18 protein-coding genes are annotated in these 18847 nt (G+C 76.5%); 12 read left to right on the forward strand and 6 right to left on the reverse strand.

All coding sequences use genetic code 11. From position 1 onward, the window contains the following. Positions 1–108: 108 nt before the first annotated feature. From GL259_RS37160 to GL259_RS37175, 4 genes are all read right to left on the reverse strand, one after another. Positions 109–1308 (reverse strand): beta-ketoacyl synthase N-terminal-like domain-containing protein, encoded by a 1200-nt coding sequence (locus GL259_RS37160; RefSeq protein ID WP_279578648.1) that lies wholly within the window; start codon positions 1306–1308, stop codon positions 109–111. A gap of 53 nt (positions 1309–1361) precedes the next feature. Beyond that, positions 1362–2627: a beta-ketoacyl-[acyl-carrier-protein] synthase family protein gene (locus GL259_RS37165; protein WP_159538148.1), complete on the reverse strand. Its 1266-nt coding sequence runs from the start codon at positions 2625–2627 to the stop codon at positions 1362–1364. Continuing rightward, the gene (locus GL259_RS37170; protein ID WP_159538150.1) at positions 2624–3406 is read right to left on the reverse strand and encodes a thioesterase domain-containing protein; all 783 of its coding nucleotides are present in this window, start codon (positions 3404–3406) and stop codon (positions 2624–2626) included. The genes GL259_RS37165 and GL259_RS37170 overlap by 4 nt, the downstream gene beginning before the upstream one ends. A 169-nt stretch (positions 3407–3575) precedes the next feature. Beyond that, positions 3576–4397: an AfsR/SARP family transcriptional regulator gene (locus GL259_RS37175; protein ID WP_159538152.1), complete on the reverse strand. Its 822-nt coding sequence runs from the start codon at positions 4395–4397 to the stop codon at positions 3576–3578. A 659-nt stretch (positions 4398–5056) separates the two neighbouring features. Between GL259_RS37175 and GL259_RS37180 the strand changes: the two genes are divergently transcribed. Next, entirely contained in the window at positions 5057–6127 is a 1071-nt protein-coding gene (locus GL259_RS37180; RefSeq protein ID WP_159538154.1) for an AfsR/SARP family transcriptional regulator, read from the forward strand. Between the two features lie 7 nt (positions 6128–6134). Here the strand turns inward: GL259_RS37180 and GL259_RS37185 are convergent, their stop codons facing one another. Further along, positions 6135–6353, reverse strand: a complete 219-nt coding sequence (locus GL259_RS37185) for a hypothetical protein (protein WP_159538156.1) — start codon at positions 6351–6353, stop codon at positions 6135–6137. A 370-nt stretch (positions 6354–6723) separates the two neighbouring features. On the opposite strand from GL259_RS37185, the gene GL259_RS37190 reads away from it, so the two are divergent. The 6 genes from GL259_RS37190 to GL259_RS37215 all read left to right on the forward strand — a co-directional run bounded on the left by GL259_RS37190 (position 6724) and on the right by GL259_RS37215 (position 12829). After that, on the forward strand, positions 6724–7641 hold the full coding sequence (locus GL259_RS37190) for an aromatase/cyclase (RefSeq protein ID WP_243762518.1): 918 nt from the start codon (positions 6724–6726) through the stop codon (positions 7639–7641). Next, complete coding sequence (locus tag GL259_RS37195; RefSeq protein ID WP_159538160.1) at positions 7638–9395, forward strand: acyl-CoA dehydrogenase; 1758 nt, start codon at positions 7638–7640, stop codon at positions 9393–9395. Before GL259_RS37190 ends, GL259_RS37195 begins: the two co-directional genes overlap by 4 nt. A 112-nt stretch (positions 9396–9507) precedes the next feature. Next, positions 9508–10329 (forward strand): 4'-phosphopantetheinyl transferase superfamily protein, encoded by an 822-nt coding sequence (locus GL259_RS37200; RefSeq protein ID WP_159538162.1) that lies wholly within the window; start codon positions 9508–9510, stop codon positions 10327–10329. 246 nt (positions 10330–10575) lie between these two features. Continuing rightward, a complete protein-coding gene (locus GL259_RS37205) occupies positions 10576–12120 on the forward strand; it encodes a condensation domain-containing protein (RefSeq protein WP_159538164.1) in 1545 nt (514 codons plus the stop codon). Between the two features lie 33 nt (positions 12121–12153). Continuing rightward, positions 12154–12291: a hypothetical protein gene (locus tag GL259_RS37210; RefSeq protein ID WP_159538166.1), complete on the forward strand. Its 138-nt coding sequence runs from the start codon at positions 12154–12156 to the stop codon at positions 12289–12291. A gap of 118 nt (positions 12292–12409) precedes the next feature. After that, a complete protein-coding gene (locus GL259_RS37215) occupies positions 12410–12829 on the forward strand; it encodes a TIGR03618 family F420-dependent PPOX class oxidoreductase (RefSeq protein ID WP_159538168.1) in 420 nt (139 codons plus the stop codon). Positions 12830–12880: 51 nt separating this feature from the next. On the opposite strand, the gene GL259_RS37220 is transcribed toward GL259_RS37215, so the two are convergent. Continuing rightward, entirely contained in the window at positions 12881–13378 is a 498-nt protein-coding gene (locus GL259_RS37220) for a nuclear transport factor 2 family protein (protein ID WP_159538170.1), read from the reverse strand. Between the two features lie 166 nt (positions 13379–13544). On the opposite strand from GL259_RS37220, the gene GL259_RS37225 reads away from it, so the two are divergent. The 5 genes from GL259_RS37225 to GL259_RS37245 all read left to right on the forward strand — a co-directional run bounded on the left by GL259_RS37225 (position 13545) and on the right by GL259_RS37245 (position 18806). Beyond that, positions 13545–15014 carry an FAD-dependent monooxygenase gene (locus tag GL259_RS37225; RefSeq protein ID WP_159538172.1) on the forward strand — a complete coding sequence of 490 codons (1470 nt, stop codon included), beginning with the start codon at positions 13545–13547 and terminating at the stop codon, positions 15012–15014. Positions 15015–15066: 52 nt separating this feature from the next. Beyond that, positions 15067–15765: an antibiotic biosynthesis monooxygenase family protein gene (locus GL259_RS37230; RefSeq protein WP_159538174.1), complete on the forward strand. Its 699-nt coding sequence runs from the start codon at positions 15067–15069 to the stop codon at positions 15763–15765. Positions 15766–16000: 235 nt separating this feature from the next. Continuing rightward, on the forward strand, positions 16001–16330 hold the full coding sequence (locus GL259_RS37235; RefSeq protein ID WP_159538176.1) for a TcmI family type II polyketide cyclase: 330 nt from the start codon (positions 16001–16003) through the stop codon (positions 16328–16330). Continuing rightward, positions 16327–17598, forward strand: coding sequence for a beta-ketoacyl-[acyl-carrier-protein] synthase family protein (locus GL259_RS37240; RefSeq protein ID WP_159538178.1), 1272 nt, complete (start codon positions 16327–16329; stop codon positions 17596–17598). Before GL259_RS37235 ends, GL259_RS37240 begins: the two co-directional genes overlap by 4 nt. After that, positions 17595–18806, forward strand: coding sequence for a ketosynthase chain-length factor (locus tag GL259_RS37245; RefSeq protein ID WP_159538180.1), 1212 nt, complete (start codon positions 17595–17597; stop codon positions 18804–18806). The genes GL259_RS37240 and GL259_RS37245 overlap by 4 nt, the downstream gene beginning before the upstream one ends. Positions 18807–18847 lie beyond the last annotated feature (41 nt).

Genomic DNA, 18847 nt, shown 5'->3' on the forward strand with positions numbered 1-18847 from the left:
CGCCACGGCGCCGCGGCCCCGCGACGCCACGGCGCCACGCCGGCAGGCCGCCACGGCGCCACGGCGGCACGGCGTCCCGCCGATGCGCCGGCGGGGCGGGGGCGGGGGTTACGGCATCGCCCGGAGCACCGCCGCCGAGTTGAAGCCGCCCCGGCCGCGGGCCAGCACCAGGGCGGTGCGCAGGCGGGGCAGGACGCGGGGCGCCCCGGTGACCAGGTCCACGGCGTGCGCGTCGGCCGCCCGGCGGGTCGCGGTGGTGGGGGGCACCACCTGGTGGTGCAGGGCGAGCAGGGCCGCCGCCAGGTCCAGGGCGGAGCCGCCCGCGCCCAGCCGGCCGGTCATCGACTTCGGGACGGTCACCGGGACGCCGCGGGGCCCGAACAGGGCGCGCAGGACCGCGCTCTCCTGCCGGTCCGCGCCGGGCCGCGCCGCACCGTCGGCGAACACCACGTCGACCTCGCCGGCCTCCGCCCCCGCGTCCTGCAGGGCGAGTTCGGCGGCCTCCCGCAGGCGGGGCCGGCCGGGTCCGTCGAAGGTCGCCGCGCAGCCGGCGACGAGCCCGTAGCCGCGGGCCCCCCGCCGGGCGGCCGCGGCGGCCTCCTCCACGACCAGCAGGGCACCGCCCTCGCCCACCACATGGCCGTCGGCGGCCGCGTCGAACGGCCGGTAGGCGCGGGCCGGGTCGGCGCTGCGGCTCATCCGCCCGTCCGCCAGGTGCGCGGCCCACCCCCACGGGCACAGCGTGGAGTCGATGCCGCCGGTGACCATCAGCTGGGCCCCGCCGCGCAGCCGCCGCCGCGCGCGGGCCAGGGCGTCGATGCCGCCCGCCTGCTCGCTGACCACGGCGGACCCGGTGCCGCGCAGCCGGTGCCGGATGGAGATCTGCGCGGCGCCCGCCGCGTGGAACCAGGCGGCGGACTGGTAGGCGCTGACGTACCGGGCGCCCCTGCCCCACAGCGCCGCGAGCCCGCGCTGCCCGGACTCGGCGCCGCCCGCCGAGCTCGCGGTGATCACCCCCGCCCCGTACTCCGGCAGGCCCTCGGCGTCCACGCCCGCGTCCGCCAGGGCCTCCTCGGCGACGGCCAGCGCGATGCGCGTGACCCGGTCGGTCGCGGGCAGCAGCCTGCTGGGGATGTGCTCCTCGTCGACGAAGCCGGGCAGCTCGCCGCCGATGCGCACCGGATAGCCGGAGGCGTCGAAGCGGGTGAGGGGCCCGATGCCGCTGCGGCCCTCCAGCACCGCCCGCCACCAGGCGTGCGCGCCCAGGCCGTTGGGCGCCGCGACGCCGATGCCGGTGACCACCGCCACGCCCCGGTTTTCGCCGGGGCCGGGCCGCTGCCGTGCCGGTGCGGGGTGCGCCGTCATGCCGCCGCCCCCAGCCGCGGCCGGGTGAGCACCGCGGCGCCGTGGAACCCGCCGAAGCCGCTGGCCACGCTCAGCACCGTGCTGGTGCGCTGCTCCCGGGCGACCAGCGGGGTGTAGTCGAGGTCGCAGGTCGGGTCGGGCTCGTGCAGGTTGGCCGTCGGCGGCACCGTGTCGTGCCCGATGGCCAGGCAGCTGGCCACCACGTCCAGGGCGCCGGCCGCGCCCAGCGCGTGCCCGATCATCGACTTGATGGAGCTGACCGGGACGCGGCGGGCGTGCTCGCCCAGGCTCGCCTTGAGGGCGTGCGTCTCGTGCCGGTCGTTGTGCCGGGTCCCGGCGCCGTGCGCGTTGACGTAGTCCACGTCGACCGGGTTCAGCCGCGCCTCGTCCAGCGCGGCCCGGATGGTGCGGGCCATCTCCTGCCCGCCCGGCCGCAGCCCCGTCATGTGGTGCGCGCTGCTGAGGGCGGCGAACCCGGACAGCTCGGCGTGGGCGCGCGCACCGCGCCGGCGCGCGTGCTCGAGCTCCTCCAGGACCACCACGGCCGCGCCCTCGCCCAGCACGAAGCCGTCCCGGGTGCGGTCGTAGGGCCGGCTGGCCGTGCGCGGCTCGTCGTTGCGCGGGCTGGTGAGCCGGATGCGGTCGAAGCAGGCCATGGAGATCGGCGAGATCGGCGCCTCCGCACCACCGGCGAGCACCACGTCGGCGCTGCCCTCGCGCACCAGCTCCCAGCCGTGCCCGATCGCGTCCAGGCCCGAGGTGCAGCCGCTGGAGACCAGGCCCACCGGGCCCTGCGCCCCGCACGCGCGCGCCACCTCCGCCGCCAGGGACGAGGGCACGAAGTAGTCGTACAGGCACTCCGCGGCCCGGCTGTGGTCCACCGCCCAGGTCCTGCCGCAGTCGCTGAGCAGCGCGTACTGGGTGGCCAGGCCCGTGGTGCAGCCCACCGCGCTGCCCAGGCTCACCCCGCGGCGCAGCGGGTCGCCCGCATCCTCCAGCCCGCTGTCGGCGAGCGCCTCCCGGGCACTGACCAGCGCGAACTGCGCCGCCCGGTCCAGGCGTTCGGTGTCGGCCGGGGTGAAACCGTGCGCGGCCGCGTCGAAGTCGACCTCGGCGGCGATGCGCGAGCGGTGGCCCGAGGCGTCGAACAGGGTGATCGGGCCGGTGGCGGTACGGCCGGCCGCCAGCAGGGACCAGAAGGACCCGGCGCCCACCGCACCGGGCGCCACCACCCCGACCCCGGTGATCACCACGCGCCTCATCGGCCCTCTCCCGGCACCGCCGCGCCCACCAGGTCCCGGCACGCCCGCCCCACCAGCCGCGGCACCTGCGCGCCGTCGGCGAAGAAGTGGTCCCCGGCGACGGTGTGCCGCACGATCGGCCCGCTGGCCCACTGCTGCCAGTGCCGCGAGGCGTCGGGCGCCGCCAGCGGGTCCTCGCTGCCCGCGAAGACCAGCACCGGGCACCCCACCGGCCCGCCGGTGGCCGGGTCCAGCGCCGCCTCGCGCAGGGACCGCGCCAGCCGCAGGTCGTCACGCAGCACGGGCAGCACGCTGCGCCGCCACAGCCCGCCCGGCGAGGCGGCCGCCCCCCGCGGCAGCGAGCCCAGATCCCCCAGCAGCGGCAGCAGCTCCTCGTCGGGCAGATCGGCCGCGCCCACCAGGGCGGTCGCCACGTGCGGCGGCAGACACGCCCCCACCGCCAGGAACAGCGGCCCCGCGGCGCCGGCGTCCTCCAGCGCCCGGGTGAGCGTGTAGGCGACCAGCGCGCCCAGGCTGTGCCCGTACAGCGCGTACGGCCCCTGCCCGGCGGCCTTCACCAGCACCGGCAGCAGGTCGGCCAGCAGCCCGGCACGGTCGGTGACCCGGCCCTCGCGCCGGCGGCTGTCGCGGCCGGGCAGCGGCAGGGCGACCACCTCGGCGGCCGGCCCCACCGCCGCCGGCCAGCTGCGGTAGCTGGCCACGCCCGCCCCCGCATGGGCCAGGCAGTGCAGCCTGACCCGTGGCCCGCCCGCCTCGTGGGCCCCCGTCCGCAAAGCCATCACGCACCCTCCTCCTGGCACGTCCTGCCGAGCGCCCGCGCTGTCGCCGCACCGGGCACCCCGAGCCAAGCACCCCGGGCTCGGGCGACACTCGACCCGCCCCGCACCGCGCGATCCCGCCCCCGCCCCGCGACCGCCACCCCCTCGTCCCTTCTTGCCGGCGCGGGGGCTAGGCGGCGTACAGGTCGAACGTCGAGGTGCGCCGCGCCCCGGCGATGACGTCCAGACGGGGGTCGACGGCCAGCATCGCCTGGTGCATCCGCTGCAACTGCGGCGAGGGCTCCACGCCCAGCTCGTCGATCAGCCGCTGCCGCAGCCGCCGGTACACATCCAGCGCCGCGGCCTGCCGGCCCGAACGGTACAGCGCCACCATCGCCTGCGAGTGCAGCCCCTCGTGCTGGGGGTGACGGGCGATCAGATCGGTCAGCTCGGCGATCAGCTCGACGTGCCGGCCCAGCCGCAGATCGGCGTCGATGCGCCGCTCCCGGGCCACCAGGCGGCTCTGCTCCAGCCGCATCACCTCGATCTCCAGCACCGGCCCGACCCGCACGTCCACCAGCGCGGGCCCCTCCCACAGCTCGAGCGCCTCGCGCAGCAGGGCCGCCGCGCGGGCGTCCTCACCGTCCTCGAAGGCCTGCCGGCCCTCACCGACCAGCCGCTCGTACCGGTAGACGTCGACCGCCTCGGCGGGGATCTGCAGCAGATAACCGCCGTAGCGGGTGGCGAGCACGTCCTTGGCCGAACCCGGCGCGTCCGGGCCCATGGCGGTGCCCAGCATGCGGCGCAGCTGCAGGATGTACGTCTGCAGCGTGGTCAGCGAGCTCTGCGGCAGCTCCGTGCCCCAGATCTCCTCCATGAGGGTGGGCACCGGCACGACCCGGCCGGGATACAGGGCCAGGAGCGCCAGGACCTGGCGGGGCTTCCCCGCGGTCGGCACGATCGATATTCCGTTGACTTCGGCATTCAACGCACCCAGGACTTTTATGTTCATGATTCCCTCCGTGCCGAGACGGCGGCCGTTGGACCAGAGCGCTGATCGAGCCCTCAGATACTGTCCCCTCGCGGTTTCCCGCGTCATTTCCACGGGCCGGTCACGAGGCGAGTCATAACCATTGCAGAGCGCCACCCCAGATCTGTTCGAGTATGTCTTGAGGCGCCCGCGGGAACCGGGCCGCGCCAGACGACCGGCACCGGCGCGGAGAAAACCCCGCCCCGGCCGCGGAGCCGGTGAAAAAAAGGGCGCCCCGCCCGGCCGCCGCCGGTTTCCCGGCCACGCGGACCCGCCCGCCGCGCGGCGCCGGCACGCGGCGCGGACCTCCCGCCCGCGGCCCGCCGGCTCGCCCGGCGGCGTCAGCCGCCCCCCGGCCCCGGACGCGCCCGCCCGGGGCCGGGGGGCGGCGAGGGGCGACTTCCCGCCGCACCCGCCGCCCCGCCCGGACGCCGCCCCCGCCCGGCCGGGCGCGCCCCCCGCCCTTCGCCCGCGCCGGGCGAAGGGCCTTTTTTCCGGGCCGGCCGCCGGACGGGTCCGGAAAACCCTCGAGAAACCGTCCACGCGGGCCTGGGAACCGCTGGTGAACACCACCTTCTGAAATCGCGGGCACTACCGTGCCCCGGGGAAGGGGTCTCGTCGGAATTCTTGGTGGGGACGAGATGGAGTTCAGGATTCTGGGCCCGGTCCAGATCTACGACGGCGGCGCGGACGTGTCCGTCGTGCCCACGGGCGCCAAACAGCGGGCGCTGCTGGGCGCACTGGTGGTGAAAGCCGGGCAGGACGTGCCCGCGGAACGGCTCGTCGACGAACTGTGGGCCGAGCGCCCGCCGGTGCACGCCGCCAACGCCCTGCAGGCCCACGTGGCCCGGCTGCGCCGCCTGCTGCCCCGGCCCGCGCCCGGCCCGGACGCACCCCCTCACGAGTGGCTGGTGACCCGCCCCCTGGGCTACCTCCTGCGCCCCGGGCGCACCCTCACCGACGCCCAGCGCTTCCACCGCCTGATCGCCCGGGGACGCGTCCTGGCCGCCGCCGACCCGGCCCGCGCGGTGGACGTCCTGCGCGAGGGCCTGGCCCTGTGGCGCGGCCCCGCCCTGGAGGGCTGCGGCCGCGGCACCATCTGCTCGACCGAGGCCGCCCTGCTGGAGGAGAGCCGGCTGGTCGCCCTGGAGACGCTGTACGACACCTGCCTGCGGGCGGGCCTGGCCCAGGAGATCACCGGGGAACTGGAGAAGCTGACGACCGCCCATCCGCTGCGGGAGCGGTTCTACGAACTGCTGATGACCGCGCTGCACCGCGGCGGCCGGCAGGCCGAGGCACTGGGCACCTACGAGCGGGCGCGCCGCAGGCTCGTGCACGACCTGGGCATCGAGCCGGGCCCGCCGCTGCGCGACCGCAGACAGGCCATCCTGCACCACGCGCCCGACGAGCCGCCCGCAACGGCCGCAGCGCCCGCAACGGCCGCAGCGGCCGGGGGGCCGCCGTCCGCGGCCGCCGGGCACCCCGGCCCCGGCGCCCGCCGGGCCGGCCCCCGGGACGCGGCCCCGGACCGGCCCGGCGCGCACGGGCCGGACCCGGGCCCGCTCCACGAGGAGATCGCCTGGCTGCGGCAGCGGCTGGACCGCCTGGCCCGCGAGCAGCGGGAGCTGACCGACCGGCTCGACCGGCTGGACCGGCTGGACCGGCTCGGCCGGCCGGACCGGCTCACCACCGCGCAGGGGGCCGGGGCCTGACCCGGGCTCAGGCCCCGCGGCCGCCGCGGCCGCCCGGCTCCTGGCGCATCCGGTGCACCAGCTGCTGCTCCAGCGCCGTCAGCCGCACCCGGTTTGCGGGCGGCTCCTCGCCCGCCGCGCAGGGCTCCGGGCCGCCGCCGAGCGGGTGCAGCATCCCGACGGCGACCAGGCTGTCCCACAGGCCGCGCAGATACCGGTACGGGTGCAAGGCGTCCTGCCGTCCCACGAGCGCTCCCCTTTCTCCCGGCGCCGCCCGGCGGCCGCCGGGCGCGCGGCCACCGTGCGCCGCCCGGCTCGAGGCGCCGGCCGGGGACGGCGGAGCGCGGCCGGGGCCGGCGTCGAGCCCGGCCGGCGCCCCGCGCCCCGCCGTCCCGTGCCGCCCGCCGCGTTCGAGCGGGACGCGAGCCGGGTCCGGCCGGCTCCCGAGCGGTTCCGGACAGCATCGGTGCCACGGCCGCCGCCGACGCCCGCCGCGGGCCGCCGCGGGCGCGGCACCCGGCGTGCCGGCCCGGCGACGCCGCCCGGGCCAGGAGCCGCTTCGGACGACAAGGGGTGTGAGGATGCCGGATTCGCGAGTGCACCGCGCGGTGTGTGAGGTGACCGCATCGGCCCCGGCCGGCGTGCTGTACGGGCTGATCGCCGACGCCTCCCAGTGGCCGCTGTTCTTCCAGCCCTGCCTGCACGTGGAGCAGCTGGACTTCGACGGCACCCACGAACGGCTGCGCATGTGGGCCGCCGCCGGCGAGGAGATCGCCTCCTGGGTCTCGCGCCGCAGGCTGGACGTCGGACGCCACCGGGTGGAGTTCCACCAGGACGTCACCGCCGCCCCGGTGGAGTCGATGCGCGGCACCTGGAGCGTCACCCCGCTGGGCGACAGCTGCCGGGTGACCCTGGAGCACGCCTTCACCGTCACCGGCGACGACCCGGCCGCCGCGGCCCGGCTGGAGCGGATCACCCACGCCAACAGCCGCGCCCAGCTGGACCGGCTGGCCTGGCTCGCCGAGCGGTGGGCCCGGCTGGACGACCTCGTGCTGTCCTTCGAGGACACCGTCCGCCTCAAGGCCCCCGCCGAACTCGTCTTCGACTTCCTCTACCGGGCCGCCGACTGGCCCGGCCGGCTGCCGCACGTGCACGGCGTGCGGCTGACGGAGGACACCCTCGGCGTCCAGGTCATGGCCATGGACAGCACCACCGGCGACGGCAGCGCCCACCGCACCGAGTCGGTGCGCATGTGCTTCCCCGGCGCCGGCCGCATCGTCTACAAGCAGACCCGCACCGCCCCGCTGCTGGCCGCGCACACCGGCGAGTGGTGCGTCGACCCCGACGCCTCCGGCCTGGACGTCACCGCCCGGCACACCGTGCTGCTGCGCGAGGACGCCCTCGAGCGGGTCCTGGGACCCGGCGCCACGGTCGAGCAGGCCCGCCGCCACCTGCGCGAGGAACTGGGCCGGGCCTCCCGGACCGTCCTCGAGCACGCCGCGCACCACGCCGCCGGCGCGGTCCGGGTCCTGTGAGCGCCGCCCGGCGCGCGGCGGCCGGCACCGCACCGGCCCGGCGCACCCCCGCCACGGGCGGCGAACCGCGGCGCGCCGCCCTGCTGGAGGCGGCGCTGGGCGACCCCTTCGACCCCGGCAACCCGCACGGACAGCTGGCGCTGCTGCGCGCCGACGACGCCCGCGCGGTGCCCGAGGCCACCGAGGCCCTGCTCGCCCGGGCCGGCCTCGGCGCCGAGTTCGTCCCGCACGACCTGGGCGGCCGCTTCACCGACCTGGAGCGGCTCGCCCGGGTGCTGCGCCCCGTCTTCCGCCGCGACCTGGCCCTCGGCTACGGCTTCGGCATCACCTCGCTGTTCGCCGCGTCGTCGGTGTGGACCGCGGGCGACGACGCCCAGCGGCACACCGTCGCCCGGGTGCTGCTGGACGGCGGCCGGGTCTCGATCGTGCACCGGCAGGTCGCGCACGCCAACGCCATCCTGCGCAACGAACTGACCGCCACCCCCGCCCCGCACGGCGGCTTCCTGCTCAACGGCCGCAAGGACGCCGTCATCAACGCCGACCGCGCCGACGCGTTCGTCACCTACGCGCGCACCGGCGCCCAGGACGGCCCCCACAGCCACTCGGTGCTGCTGCTCGGCCCCGAGCCCCCCGCCTCCGGACGGGTGCACAGGTCCCGCCGGGTGGAGACCTCCGGGATGCGCGGCGCCCGCTTCTGCGGCCTGGAACTCACCGACGTCGCCCTGCCCGCCTCGGCCGTCGTCGGCTCGGTGGGCGAGGGCGTCTCCCTGGCCCTGCGCAGCTTCCAGATCAGCCACTGCCTGGTGCCCGGCACGGTCATCGCCGGCGTGGACGGCGTGCTGCGCCAGGCGGTGCGCGCGGCCACCGAGAACCGGCCCGGCGGCCGGCCCGCACGGCGCTGGCACCGGGCACTGGCCGGGGTCTTCGCCGACCTGCTCGCCTGCGACGCCATGGCCGTCACCGGCCTGCGCGCCCTGAGCCTGGCCCCGCACAGCGCGTACGTGCCGGCGGCGGCCGTGAAGTACACCATGCCCGACATCCTGCGCGAGGACCTGGAGGAACTGGCCGCCGTGCTCGGCGCCCGCGGATACGACCGCGGACCCCTCTACGGCGGCTTCCAGAAACTCGCCCGCGACCTGCCGGTGGCGGGCCTGGGGCACGCCGGCACGGCCGTGTGCCAGGCGGTGATCGTGCCCCAGCTGCCCGCCCTGGCCCGCACCACCTGGTTCCGCGCCCCCGAACCGCCCGCGCAGCTGTTCGCCCCCGGGGCGCCGCTGCCCGCCTTCGACCACCGCCGGCTCGCCCACCGCGGCACCGGCGACCTGCTGTCGGCGACGCTGGTGGCGGCCGCCGGACGGCTGGCGGACACGCCCGCCCGCGATCCGCTGCACACCGCGCTCACCCGTCTGGCGCAGACCTTCGTCGACGAACTGCGGGTGCTGCGCGCCCGGTGCGCGGCCCTGCCCGGCTCGGACGGCACCGCCTTCGACCCCCAGGCCTGCGTCCTGGCCGACCGCTACGCCCTGGTGCTGGCCGCCGCCGCCTGCCTCGGCGTGTGGGAGAACCAGGCCGGCGACGGCTTCCTGGCCGACCCCGCCTGGGCGGCGCTCGCGCTCGGCCGCCTGGCCCGCAGACTCGGCGCCCGGGCACCGCAGGTGCCGCCCGAGGCGGAGGCGTCGGTGCTGGCCGAGGCGCTGGAGCGCTGCCGCGCGGGACGCAGCCTCGACCTGTACGCCACCCGGCTGGCCGGCTGACACCCGCCCGCCCCACCACGCGCCCCCCGCGCGCCCGGCCCGGCGCCCCGCCGCCCCCGCCACGCATCCCGCCCGCCGGCGCGCCCCGGCAACGACACGCAGGGAGAGGACGATGAACCCGGTCAGATGTGCCCCGCCCCTCCACGTGCCGCGCCCGGCCGGCCCCTGGCACGGGGTGCGCGAGCACCTGGCGCAGCTCGGCAACGCGCTGGTGTACACGACGTGGACCGAGTGGCTGCCCAGCGTGCTGACCAACCCCCGGCTGCGGGACCTGCTGGGGGCCGACTGGGGCCGCTACCGCCGTACCCCCGACGCCGCCGTGCGCCACCGGTTCGCGGCCGCACGGCTGCTGATCAAGTACACGGCCGCCGCGGCCCTGGACTCCCCGCCCGAGTACCTCGACCTGGCCTACCGCCTGGGCGGCAGGCCCTACCTGCGCGGCTTCGACCAGATCGAGGTGAGCCTGACCCACACCGGCGACGTGATGGCCGTCGGGCTCAGCCGCACCGGACGGATCGGCGTGGACGTGGAGTTCGCCGACCGGCTGGTGCGGCTGGACCTGCTGCAGGCCCGCATCCTCACCCCCGCCGAGGCCGAGGAGGCCGCCGCCCTGCCCGAGCACGAGCGGGCCGCGCACCTGCTGCGGCTGTGGACGCTGAAGGAGGCCTACAGCAAGGCGCTCGGCCAGGGACTGCGGCTCAGCTTCAAGGAGTTCGGCTTCAGCCGCGGCGGCCGGCTGCGCGCCCCCGACGGAAGCGCGGCCACCCGCGGCGAGTGGGGCTTCGCCACGCACTCGGTGCTGGACCGCTACCTGCTCAGCGTGGCCTGCCACGACGCGGGCCTGAGCACCGCGGGCGACACCTCCGTGCAGACCATGCTCGACCGGGGCTTCCTCTCCGCGGTGACCCAGGACACCCCGCAGCCGCCCCGCTGAACACCCCGCCGCCCCGCCGCCCCGGCGGGTTCGGGTGCGGGCGGCCGCGGAGCGCGCCCGTCCGGGCGCGCTCCAGCCGTCCTGCGGCGGAGGTGAAGCCGCGTCAGGACGGTGTCAGCCCCATGGCGGGCCCCTCCTGCACGATGTGCCCGGCAGCGGCGCGCCCGCCGGGCGCGCGCTGCACGGGACCGCGGCGACCCGCGGCCCGTCCGGCAGCAGACGAGCGGATCCACCAGGAGGGCGCCGATGGCCAGGCCGAGCCGCCCGCGCCGCCGGCGGGGGGCCGACCGGCGGACGGCCCGCGCCGCGTCGGGGCGCGCGCCGCGGCCGGCCGTGCCGGTGACCGTCCAGCAGTACGGCGTGCTGCTGGACTCCCTCGCGCACCGGCACACCGGCCGGCACATCGAGCAGGTGTCGTGGGACTGGCGCGGCCCGCTGGACACCGAACGCTTCACCTGCGCCTGGCAGTCCGTCATGGACCGCGAGGCGGTGCTGCGGGCCGCCGTCGACTGGCAGGACGACCCCCGCGCCCGGCCGCCCGGCCCGCGCATCGTGCTGCACGACCACGCGCGCGCCGACGTGGTGCGCCACCGCGCGGGCACCGTCGGCTGGGAGGAACTGCTCGAACGCGACCGGCTGCGCGGCTTCGACCTGCGCCGCCCCGCCCCGCTGCGCCTGACCCTCTTCGACCTGCCCGGCCAGGACACCGCCCGCCCGGGCGGCGCGCCGGCCACGCGGGTGCTGCTCACCTTCCACCACGCGCTGCTGGACGCCTGGAGCGCGTACGTGCTGCTGGACGAGTTCGGCCGCGCCTACCTCGCCGGCGGGGTGCTGCCCGGCGGGGAACGCCGGCCCGACATCCGCGACCGGGCCCGCTGGCTGGAGCGCCAGGACCCGGCCGCCGCCCGGGACTTCTTCACCCGCACGGCGCCGCCGGAACCCCCCGTGCTGCTGCCCGCCCTGCCCGGCCCCGGGACCGGGCAGAGCGGCTGCGGCCGGGCCGAGGCCCGCCTGAGCGCCGCCGAGGCCGCCCGGCTGCACCGCTGGGCCGGCGCCCGGGCGGTGCCCGACTCCGGCGTGCTGCACGCGGTGTGGGCCCTGCTGCTGTACCGGGCGGCCGGCACCGACGGACCGGCGACGGTCGGCTTCGGCGTCACCGCCTCCGGGCGGGGCATCGCCCTGGACGCCGTCGAGCGGCTGGTGGGGCCGATGCGCACCCACCTGCCGGTGACCGTGCGGGTCGACCCCGCCCACCGGCTGGAGCAGCTGCTGTCCGCGCTGCGCGACCGGGCGCTGGACATGGCCGCCTACGAGTGGGCCTGCGCCGGGCAGGCCCGGCAGTGGGCCGGCCGCACGGCCGGCCCCGCACTGCTGGACAGCCTGGTGTCCCTCGAGACCGTCCCGGGCCGGCCGGCCGCGCTGCGCGCCGGGCTGTCGGCCGCCGGCATCCGCTTCGAGCGGCTGCGCGCCAGCGGCGCGCACACCCTCTTCCCCGTCGCCCTGCTCGCCCACCACCTCGCCGACGGCTCGCTGGCCCTGGCCGCCCTGCACGACCGGGCCCGGCTCGCCGACGCCGACGCGGCCCGGCTCGTGGCCCACTGCGCCCGCCTGCTGCGCCACCTGCCCGGCACCGGGCCCGGCGCCACCGTCGCCGACGCGCTGGCCGTCCTCGGCGCCGAGCCCGTGCCGCGCGCGGCACGGGCTCGGCGCCGCGAACGGCCCGCCCGGTGGCTCCGCCCGCACTCCACGCACGGCCCGCCCGGCGTCCAGGCGCCCCCGAGCGAACGTTGACACCCTGGGGCGATCGACGCCAAGGAGGTGCCCATGAACGACGGCGACCACAGGACCCCGGACAGCGACGCGGCCGGATCCGGGCCGGCGGCGGTGATCTGCGCGCCACCGCTGCGGCTGGCCGGCGTGGACGACGACGAGGAGACGACGATCGTCCGCGGCATCGACTGACCCCCCGGCCGCCCCCACCCCCCACCGCCCGGCCGGCGCCCGCCGGGCGCCCGCCGGGCCCGCGGGCCGCCCCCCGGCCCCCGCCCCCCTTCTTCCAGGACGTAAGGACGCAACGACGATGCCCCTGCCCCAGCCGCGCCCGGCCGCCGTGGCGGTGTCCGCCTCCCTGGAGGCGTTCCTCGCCGACCCCCGGCACGTCGCCGCCTTCACCACGATCCGGCCCGACGGGTCACCGCACGTGGCGCCGGTGCGGTTCACCTGGGACGCCTCCTGCGGCCTCGCCCGGGTGATGACGGTCGCCTCCTCGCGCAAGGCCCGCAACCTGCTGGCCGCGCCCGGCAGCCGGGTGGCGCTGTGCCAGGTGGACGGGTTCGCCTGGGCCACGCTGGAGGGCACCGCCACCGTCGTGCGCGACCCGCAGCGGGTGGCGCACGGCGCCCGGCTGTACGCCCGGCGGTACTGGTCCGCGCCGCCCGCCCCGCCCGGCCGCGTGGTCATCGAGATCGCTGTGGACCGGGTGCTCAGCCTCAACACATGAGCGCCGGCCGTCCCGCCCGGACATCCGGGCGGGACGGCCGGCGCCCGGCCCTCACGCCGCCGGCGCGGGGGAGCCGTCCGCCCACAGCAGCCGGAAGGACAGCTGCGACAGCCGCCAGCCCGATCCGGTGCGCCGGGCCCGGCCCGTGACGAACGTGCCGGTGGCGAACAGCGGGGCCAGCCCGCCCCGCGGAGGGACGTGGCGCGCGTGGTGCACGTGCGTGGAGATCAGGTTGGCGCGCAGCGTGGCCCGGTCGCCGTCCACCACCACCACCGGCGCGGACCCCAGGTGCTGGGTGGCCGCGAACGCCGACAGCGCCGCGCTGTGGTACGCGGCCATGCCGGCGCGCCCCTGGTGCCGGCTCATCGGGAAGGCGACGACCGCGTCCTCGGTGAACAGGCCGGCCGCCCAGGCGTCGTCGAGCGTGTCGTCGGCGTCGTCGAGCGAGACGAGATAGCGGTTCAGCAACGCCGCGACGAGCGCGCAGGACTCCTGCGAGGAACGCGCCGAACTGGTTGCGGATTCATCAATGCTGCGGGTGTAGGTCATACCTGAGAATTCCATCCTCCGCCCCCCGCCCGGCAACCTTCCTGACAAAGATCTGACATTGCCGAAGTTTCTCTGGCATTCGCGGCCGAAGTTCTGTACCGGCGGCTATTTACCGCCGTCCGCGGCCCTCGCAATACTGGCCGGACACCAGTGGGAAGAGGGGCAAATGAACGACTTCGACGCTGACGTCATCGTGGTGGGAGCCGGCCCCACCGGACTTATGCTTGCGGGTGAATTGAGACTCAACGGAGTCTCGGTCACCGTGCTCGACAAACTGAGCGAGCCCATGCGGCAGTCCCGGGCTCTGGGATTCTCGGCACGGACCATCGAGGAATTCGCCCAGCGGGGCCTGATGGACCGCTTCGGCGAGGTCGGCGTCATTCCCGTCGGCCACTTCGGCGGGGTGGGCCTGGACTACCAGGTCATCGAGGGCGGCTCCTTCGGCGCCCGCGGCATCCCGCAGGCCCGCACCGAGGCGGTCCTCGGCGGCTGGGCGCAGGAGCTGGGCGCCCGGGTGCGCCGCGGGACCGAGGTCACCGGCCTGGAGCCGGCCGACGACGCGGTGACCGTCACCGCCCGCACCGCGGACGGCGACCTGCGGCTGCGCGCCCGCTACGTGGTGGGCTGCGACGGCGCCCGCAGCGCCGTGCGCACCCTGGCGGGGATCGACTTCCCCGGCACCGAGCCGACCATCGAGCTGCGCTTCGCCGACGTGGCCGGCGTCCGGCTGCGCCCGCGCTTCAGCGGCGAGCGGGTCGCGGACGGCATGGTCATGGTGATGCCGCTCGGCCCGGACCGCAGCCGCGTCATCTACTTCGACCGCACCGAGCCGCTGCGCACCGGCCCGGACCCGATCACCTTCGAGGAGGTCGCCCGGACCTTCGAGCGGCTGTCCGGCGAGGACATCAGCGGCGCCACCCCGCTGTGGGTCAGCTCCACCACCGACGTCAGCCGCCAGGCCGTCACCTACCGCAAGGGCCGCGTCCTGCTGGCCGGCGACGCCGCCCACATCCACCTGCCGATCGGGGCGCAGGGCATGAGCGCGGGCGTGCAGGACGCCGTCAACCTGGGCTGGAAGCTGGCCCTGGCAGTCAAGGGACAGGCGCCCGAGGACCTGCTCGACACCTACCACAGCGAGCGCCACCCGGTCGCCGCCCGCATCCTGACCAACACCCTGGCCCAGCGCACCCTCTACCTCGGCGGCGACGAGATCGCCCCGCTGCGTGAGGTGTTCGCCGAGCTCGTCGAGGGCTACGAGTCCGTGCGGCGCCTGCTGGCGGGCATGGTCACCGGCCTGGACATCCGCCACGACGTCGGCGAGGGCGACCACCCGCTGCTCGGCCGGCGCCTGCCGGAGCGGGAACTGGTCGTGGACGGCGAGAAGATCTCCAGCTTCACCCTCCAGCACACCGGCCGCCCGCTGCTGCTCGAACTCGGCGGCGACCACGGGCTGCGCGCGGCGGCCGCGGGCTGGGCCGACCGGGTCGAGACGGTGGCCGCCGACTTCGACTGCGAGGCCCCCCTCGACGGCATCCTCGTCCGCCCCGACGGCTACGTCGCCTGGGTCGCGCCCACCGGGGCCGGCGCCGACGGCCTGGCCGCCGCCCTCACCCGCTGGTTCGGCCCCGCCGCCTGAACCCCCGTCCCCCAAGCCGTCGTTCCACCGTCACAGGAAGCGAAGGAAACCCATGCCCACCGTCTCCGTCGAGGACAACCACCTCACCGTCCTCAACCTGTTCACCACCGACGCGCCCGAGAAGCAGGAATCGCTCGTCCAGGAGATGACGAAGATCGTCAACGCGGCGGCGTACGAGGGCTGGATGTCCAGCACCGTGCACGCGGGCGTCGACAGCCCCGGCACCGCCAACTTCATCCAGTGGCGCAGCGGCGAGGACCTCGAAAAGCGCTACCAGGGCGAGGAGTTCAAGCACCGCACCCTGCCGGTCTTCGGCGAGATCACCACCTCCATCCGGCTGCTGCAGAACGAGATCGCCTACACCCTGACCGCCGACGGCCCCGGCAGCCAGGTGACGATCTGCCCGCACCGCGGCAACTACACCGTCATCGCCGTGCACAAGGTCCAGCCCGGCGACCAGGACGAGCTGATCGACGCCCTCGGCCCCGGCCAGGCGGGCATCGTCGACGCCCCCGGCTTCCGCGGGCACGTCGTCCTCAGGGGCCTGCGCGCCCGCGGCCTGGAGGGCTCCTTCGTCGTCTCCTACGCGCAGTGGGAGAGCAAGGAGGCCTACGACGCCCACCGGGACCTGCCGGAGGAGCAGTGGCCGGAGGGCCGCCGCAAGGCCCACGCCCGCATCAGCGCCGTCACCACCGAGGTCGACGTCAACACCTACCAGGTCGTGCTCACCCGCTCCGCCGACGACGCGTGAGGCGGCGTGCCGCCCGCCGGCACGCCCCGCCGCCCGCCCGACGCCCGGCCCTTTATTCGCGGGGCCGGGCGTCCGGCCGCACGACCGGCCGCCCGTGCGCGCGGCTCAGGCCCGCCTCAGGCGCCCCACCGGCCGGGCCCGACCACCGGGCCGCACCGTCGAAGGCGACGGGGACCGGCCCCGGGCCGGCCGCTTCGCGCACCCTCCCATGCAACCGCCGAGGAGCTGAACCACTATGCACAGCACGCTGATTGTCGCCCGGATGGCCGCGGCCTCGAGCAACGACGTGGCGCGGCTGTTCGCCGACTTCGACGCGACGGACATGCCCCACCGCATGGGAACGCGGCGCCGCCAGCTGTTCTCCTACCGGGGCCTGTACTTCCACCTGCAGGACTTCGACGAGGACAACGGCGGCGAGCTGATCGAGGCCGCCAAGACCGACCCGCGCTTCCAGCGGATCAGCGAGGACCTCAAGCCCTTCATCGACGCCTACGACCCCACGACCTGGCGCTCGCCGGCCGACGCCATGGCCAGCCGGTTCTACACCTGGGAGGCGTCCGCGTGAACCGGCGACGCGTTGTCATCACCGGGATCGAGGTCATCGCCCCCGGCGGGGTCGGCCGGGAGAAGTTCTGGGACCTGCTGAGCAACGGCCGCACCGCCACCCGGGGCATCACCTTCTTCGACCCCGCCCCGTTCCGCTCGCGGGTGGCCGCCGAAGCCGACTTCGACCCCTACGAGCACGGCCTGACGCCCAAGGAGGTGCGCCGCCTGGACCGGGCCGCGCAGTTCGCGGTCGTCGCCTCGCGCGGCGCCGTCGCCGACAGCGGCATCGACCTGGCCGCCCTGGACCCGCACCGCATCGGGGTCACCGTGGGCAGCGCGGTCGGCGCCACGATGGGCCTGGACGAGGAGTACCGCGTCGTCAGCGACGGCGGCCGCCTCGACGTCGTGGACCACGCCTACGCCGTCCCGCACCTGTACGGGTACATGGTGCCCAGCTCCTTCGCCGCCGAGGTCGCCTGGGCGGTCGGCGCCGAGGGCCCCAGCACCGTGGTCTCCACCGGCTGCACCTCCGGCATCGACTCCGTCGGCTACGCCGTGGAACTGGTCCGCGAGGGCTCGGCGGACGTGGTGATCGCCGGCTCCTCCGACGCGCCGATCTCACCGATCACCATGGCCTGCTTCGACGCGATCAAGGCCACCACCCCCCGCCACGACGAACCCGAGTGCGCCTCCCGCCCCTTCGACGCCACCCGCAACGGGTTCGTCCTCGGGGAGGGCGCCGCCTTCTTCGTGCTGGAGGAGCTGGACAGCGCCCGCAGGCGCGGGGCGCACATCTACGCCGAGATCGCCGGGTACGCCACCCGCTCCAACGCCTACCACATGACCGGTCTCCGGCCCGACGGCGTGGAGATGGCCGAGGCGATCGGGCGGGCCATGGACGAGGCCCGGCTGGCCCCGGAGTCGATCGACTACATCAACGCCCACGGCTCGGGCACCAAGCAGAACGACCGGCACGAGACCGCCGCGTTCAAGCGGAGCCTGGGCGAGCACGCCTACCGCACCCCGGTCAGCTCCATCAAGTCGATGGTCGGGCACTCCCTGGGCGCCATCGGCTCCATCGAGATCGCCGCGTCCGCGCTGGCCATGGAGTACGACGTGGTCCCGCCCACGGCCAACCTGCACACCCCGGACCCGGAGTGCGACCTCGACTACGTGCCCGTCGTCGCCCGCGACCAGCTCATCGACGCCGTCCTGACCGTCGGCAGCGGGTTCGGCGGCTTCCAGAGCGCCATGGTGCTCGCCGCCCCGGAAAGGAGCCTGGTATGACCGCCTCGGTGGTGGTGACCGGCCTGGGCGTCGCGGCGCCCAACGGCCTGGGCACGCGCGACTACTGGTCGGCGACGCTGGCCGGCAAGCACGGCATCGGCCGCATCACCCGCTTCGACCCCTCCGCCTACCCCGCCCGGCTGGCCGGAGAGGTCCCCGCCTTCGTCGCCGAGGAACACCTGGGCAGCCGGCTGCTGCCGCAGACCGACCGGGTCACCCGGCTGGCGCTGGTCGCCGCCGACTGGGCGCTGAAGGACGCCGGCGCCGACCCCGGCCGCCTCCCGGAGTTCGACATGGGCGTCATCACCGCCTCCGCCGCCGGCGGCTTCGAGTTCGGCCAGGGCGAGCTGCAGAACCTGTGGAGCCGGGGCAGCCAGTACGTCTCCGCCTACCAGTCCTTCGCCTGGTTCTACGCCGTCAACAGCGGCCAGATATCCATCCGCAACGGCATGAAGGGCCCCTCCGGGGTCGTCGTCAGCGAGGGCGCGGGCGGCCTGGACGCCGTCGCGCAGGCCCGCAGGCAGATCCGCAAGGGCACCGCCCTGATCGTCACCGGCGCGCTCGACGCCTCGATCTGCCCCTGGGGCTGGGTCGCCCAGCTGACCACCGGCAAGCTGTCCACCAGCGACGAACCGGCCCGCGCCTACCTGCCCTTCGACCGGGACGCGCGCGGCTACGTGCCCGGCGAGGGCGGCGCCATCCTCATCGCCGAGGACGCCGGGGCGGCCCGCGCCCGCGGCGCCCGCATCTACGGCGAGATCGCCGGCTACGGCGCCACCATCGACCCGCGCCCGGGCAGCGGACGCGAACCGGGCCTGCGCAAGGCCATCGAGGTCGCCCTCGCCGACGCCGCGGCGGACCCCGCCGACATCGACGCGGTCTTCGCCGACGGCGCCGGCGACCCGGCCGGCGACCTCGTCGAGGCCCGGGCCATCGCCGCCGTCTTCGGGGACCACGGGGTGCCGGTGACCGTGCCGAAGACCATGACCGGCCGCCTGTACTCCGGCGCCGCGCCGCTGGACCTGGCCGCCGCCTTCCTGTCGATCCGCGACGGGGTCCTGCCCCCCACCGTGCACACCGATCCGTGCCCGGACTACCCGCTCGACCTGGTCCTGGCCGAACCCCGCCCGGCCCCCGTGCGCACCGCGCTCGTCCTGGCCCGCGGCAGCGGCGGCTTCAACTCCGCGATGGTCGTGCGCGCCGCCTAGCCCCCCCGACACCGCACAGCCCCAACCACGAACGAAAGGGA

The organism is Streptomyces sp. Tu 3180, from assembly GCF_009852415.1.
Classification (GTDB): Bacteria; Actinomycetota; Actinomycetes; order Streptomycetales; family Streptomycetaceae; genus Streptomyces.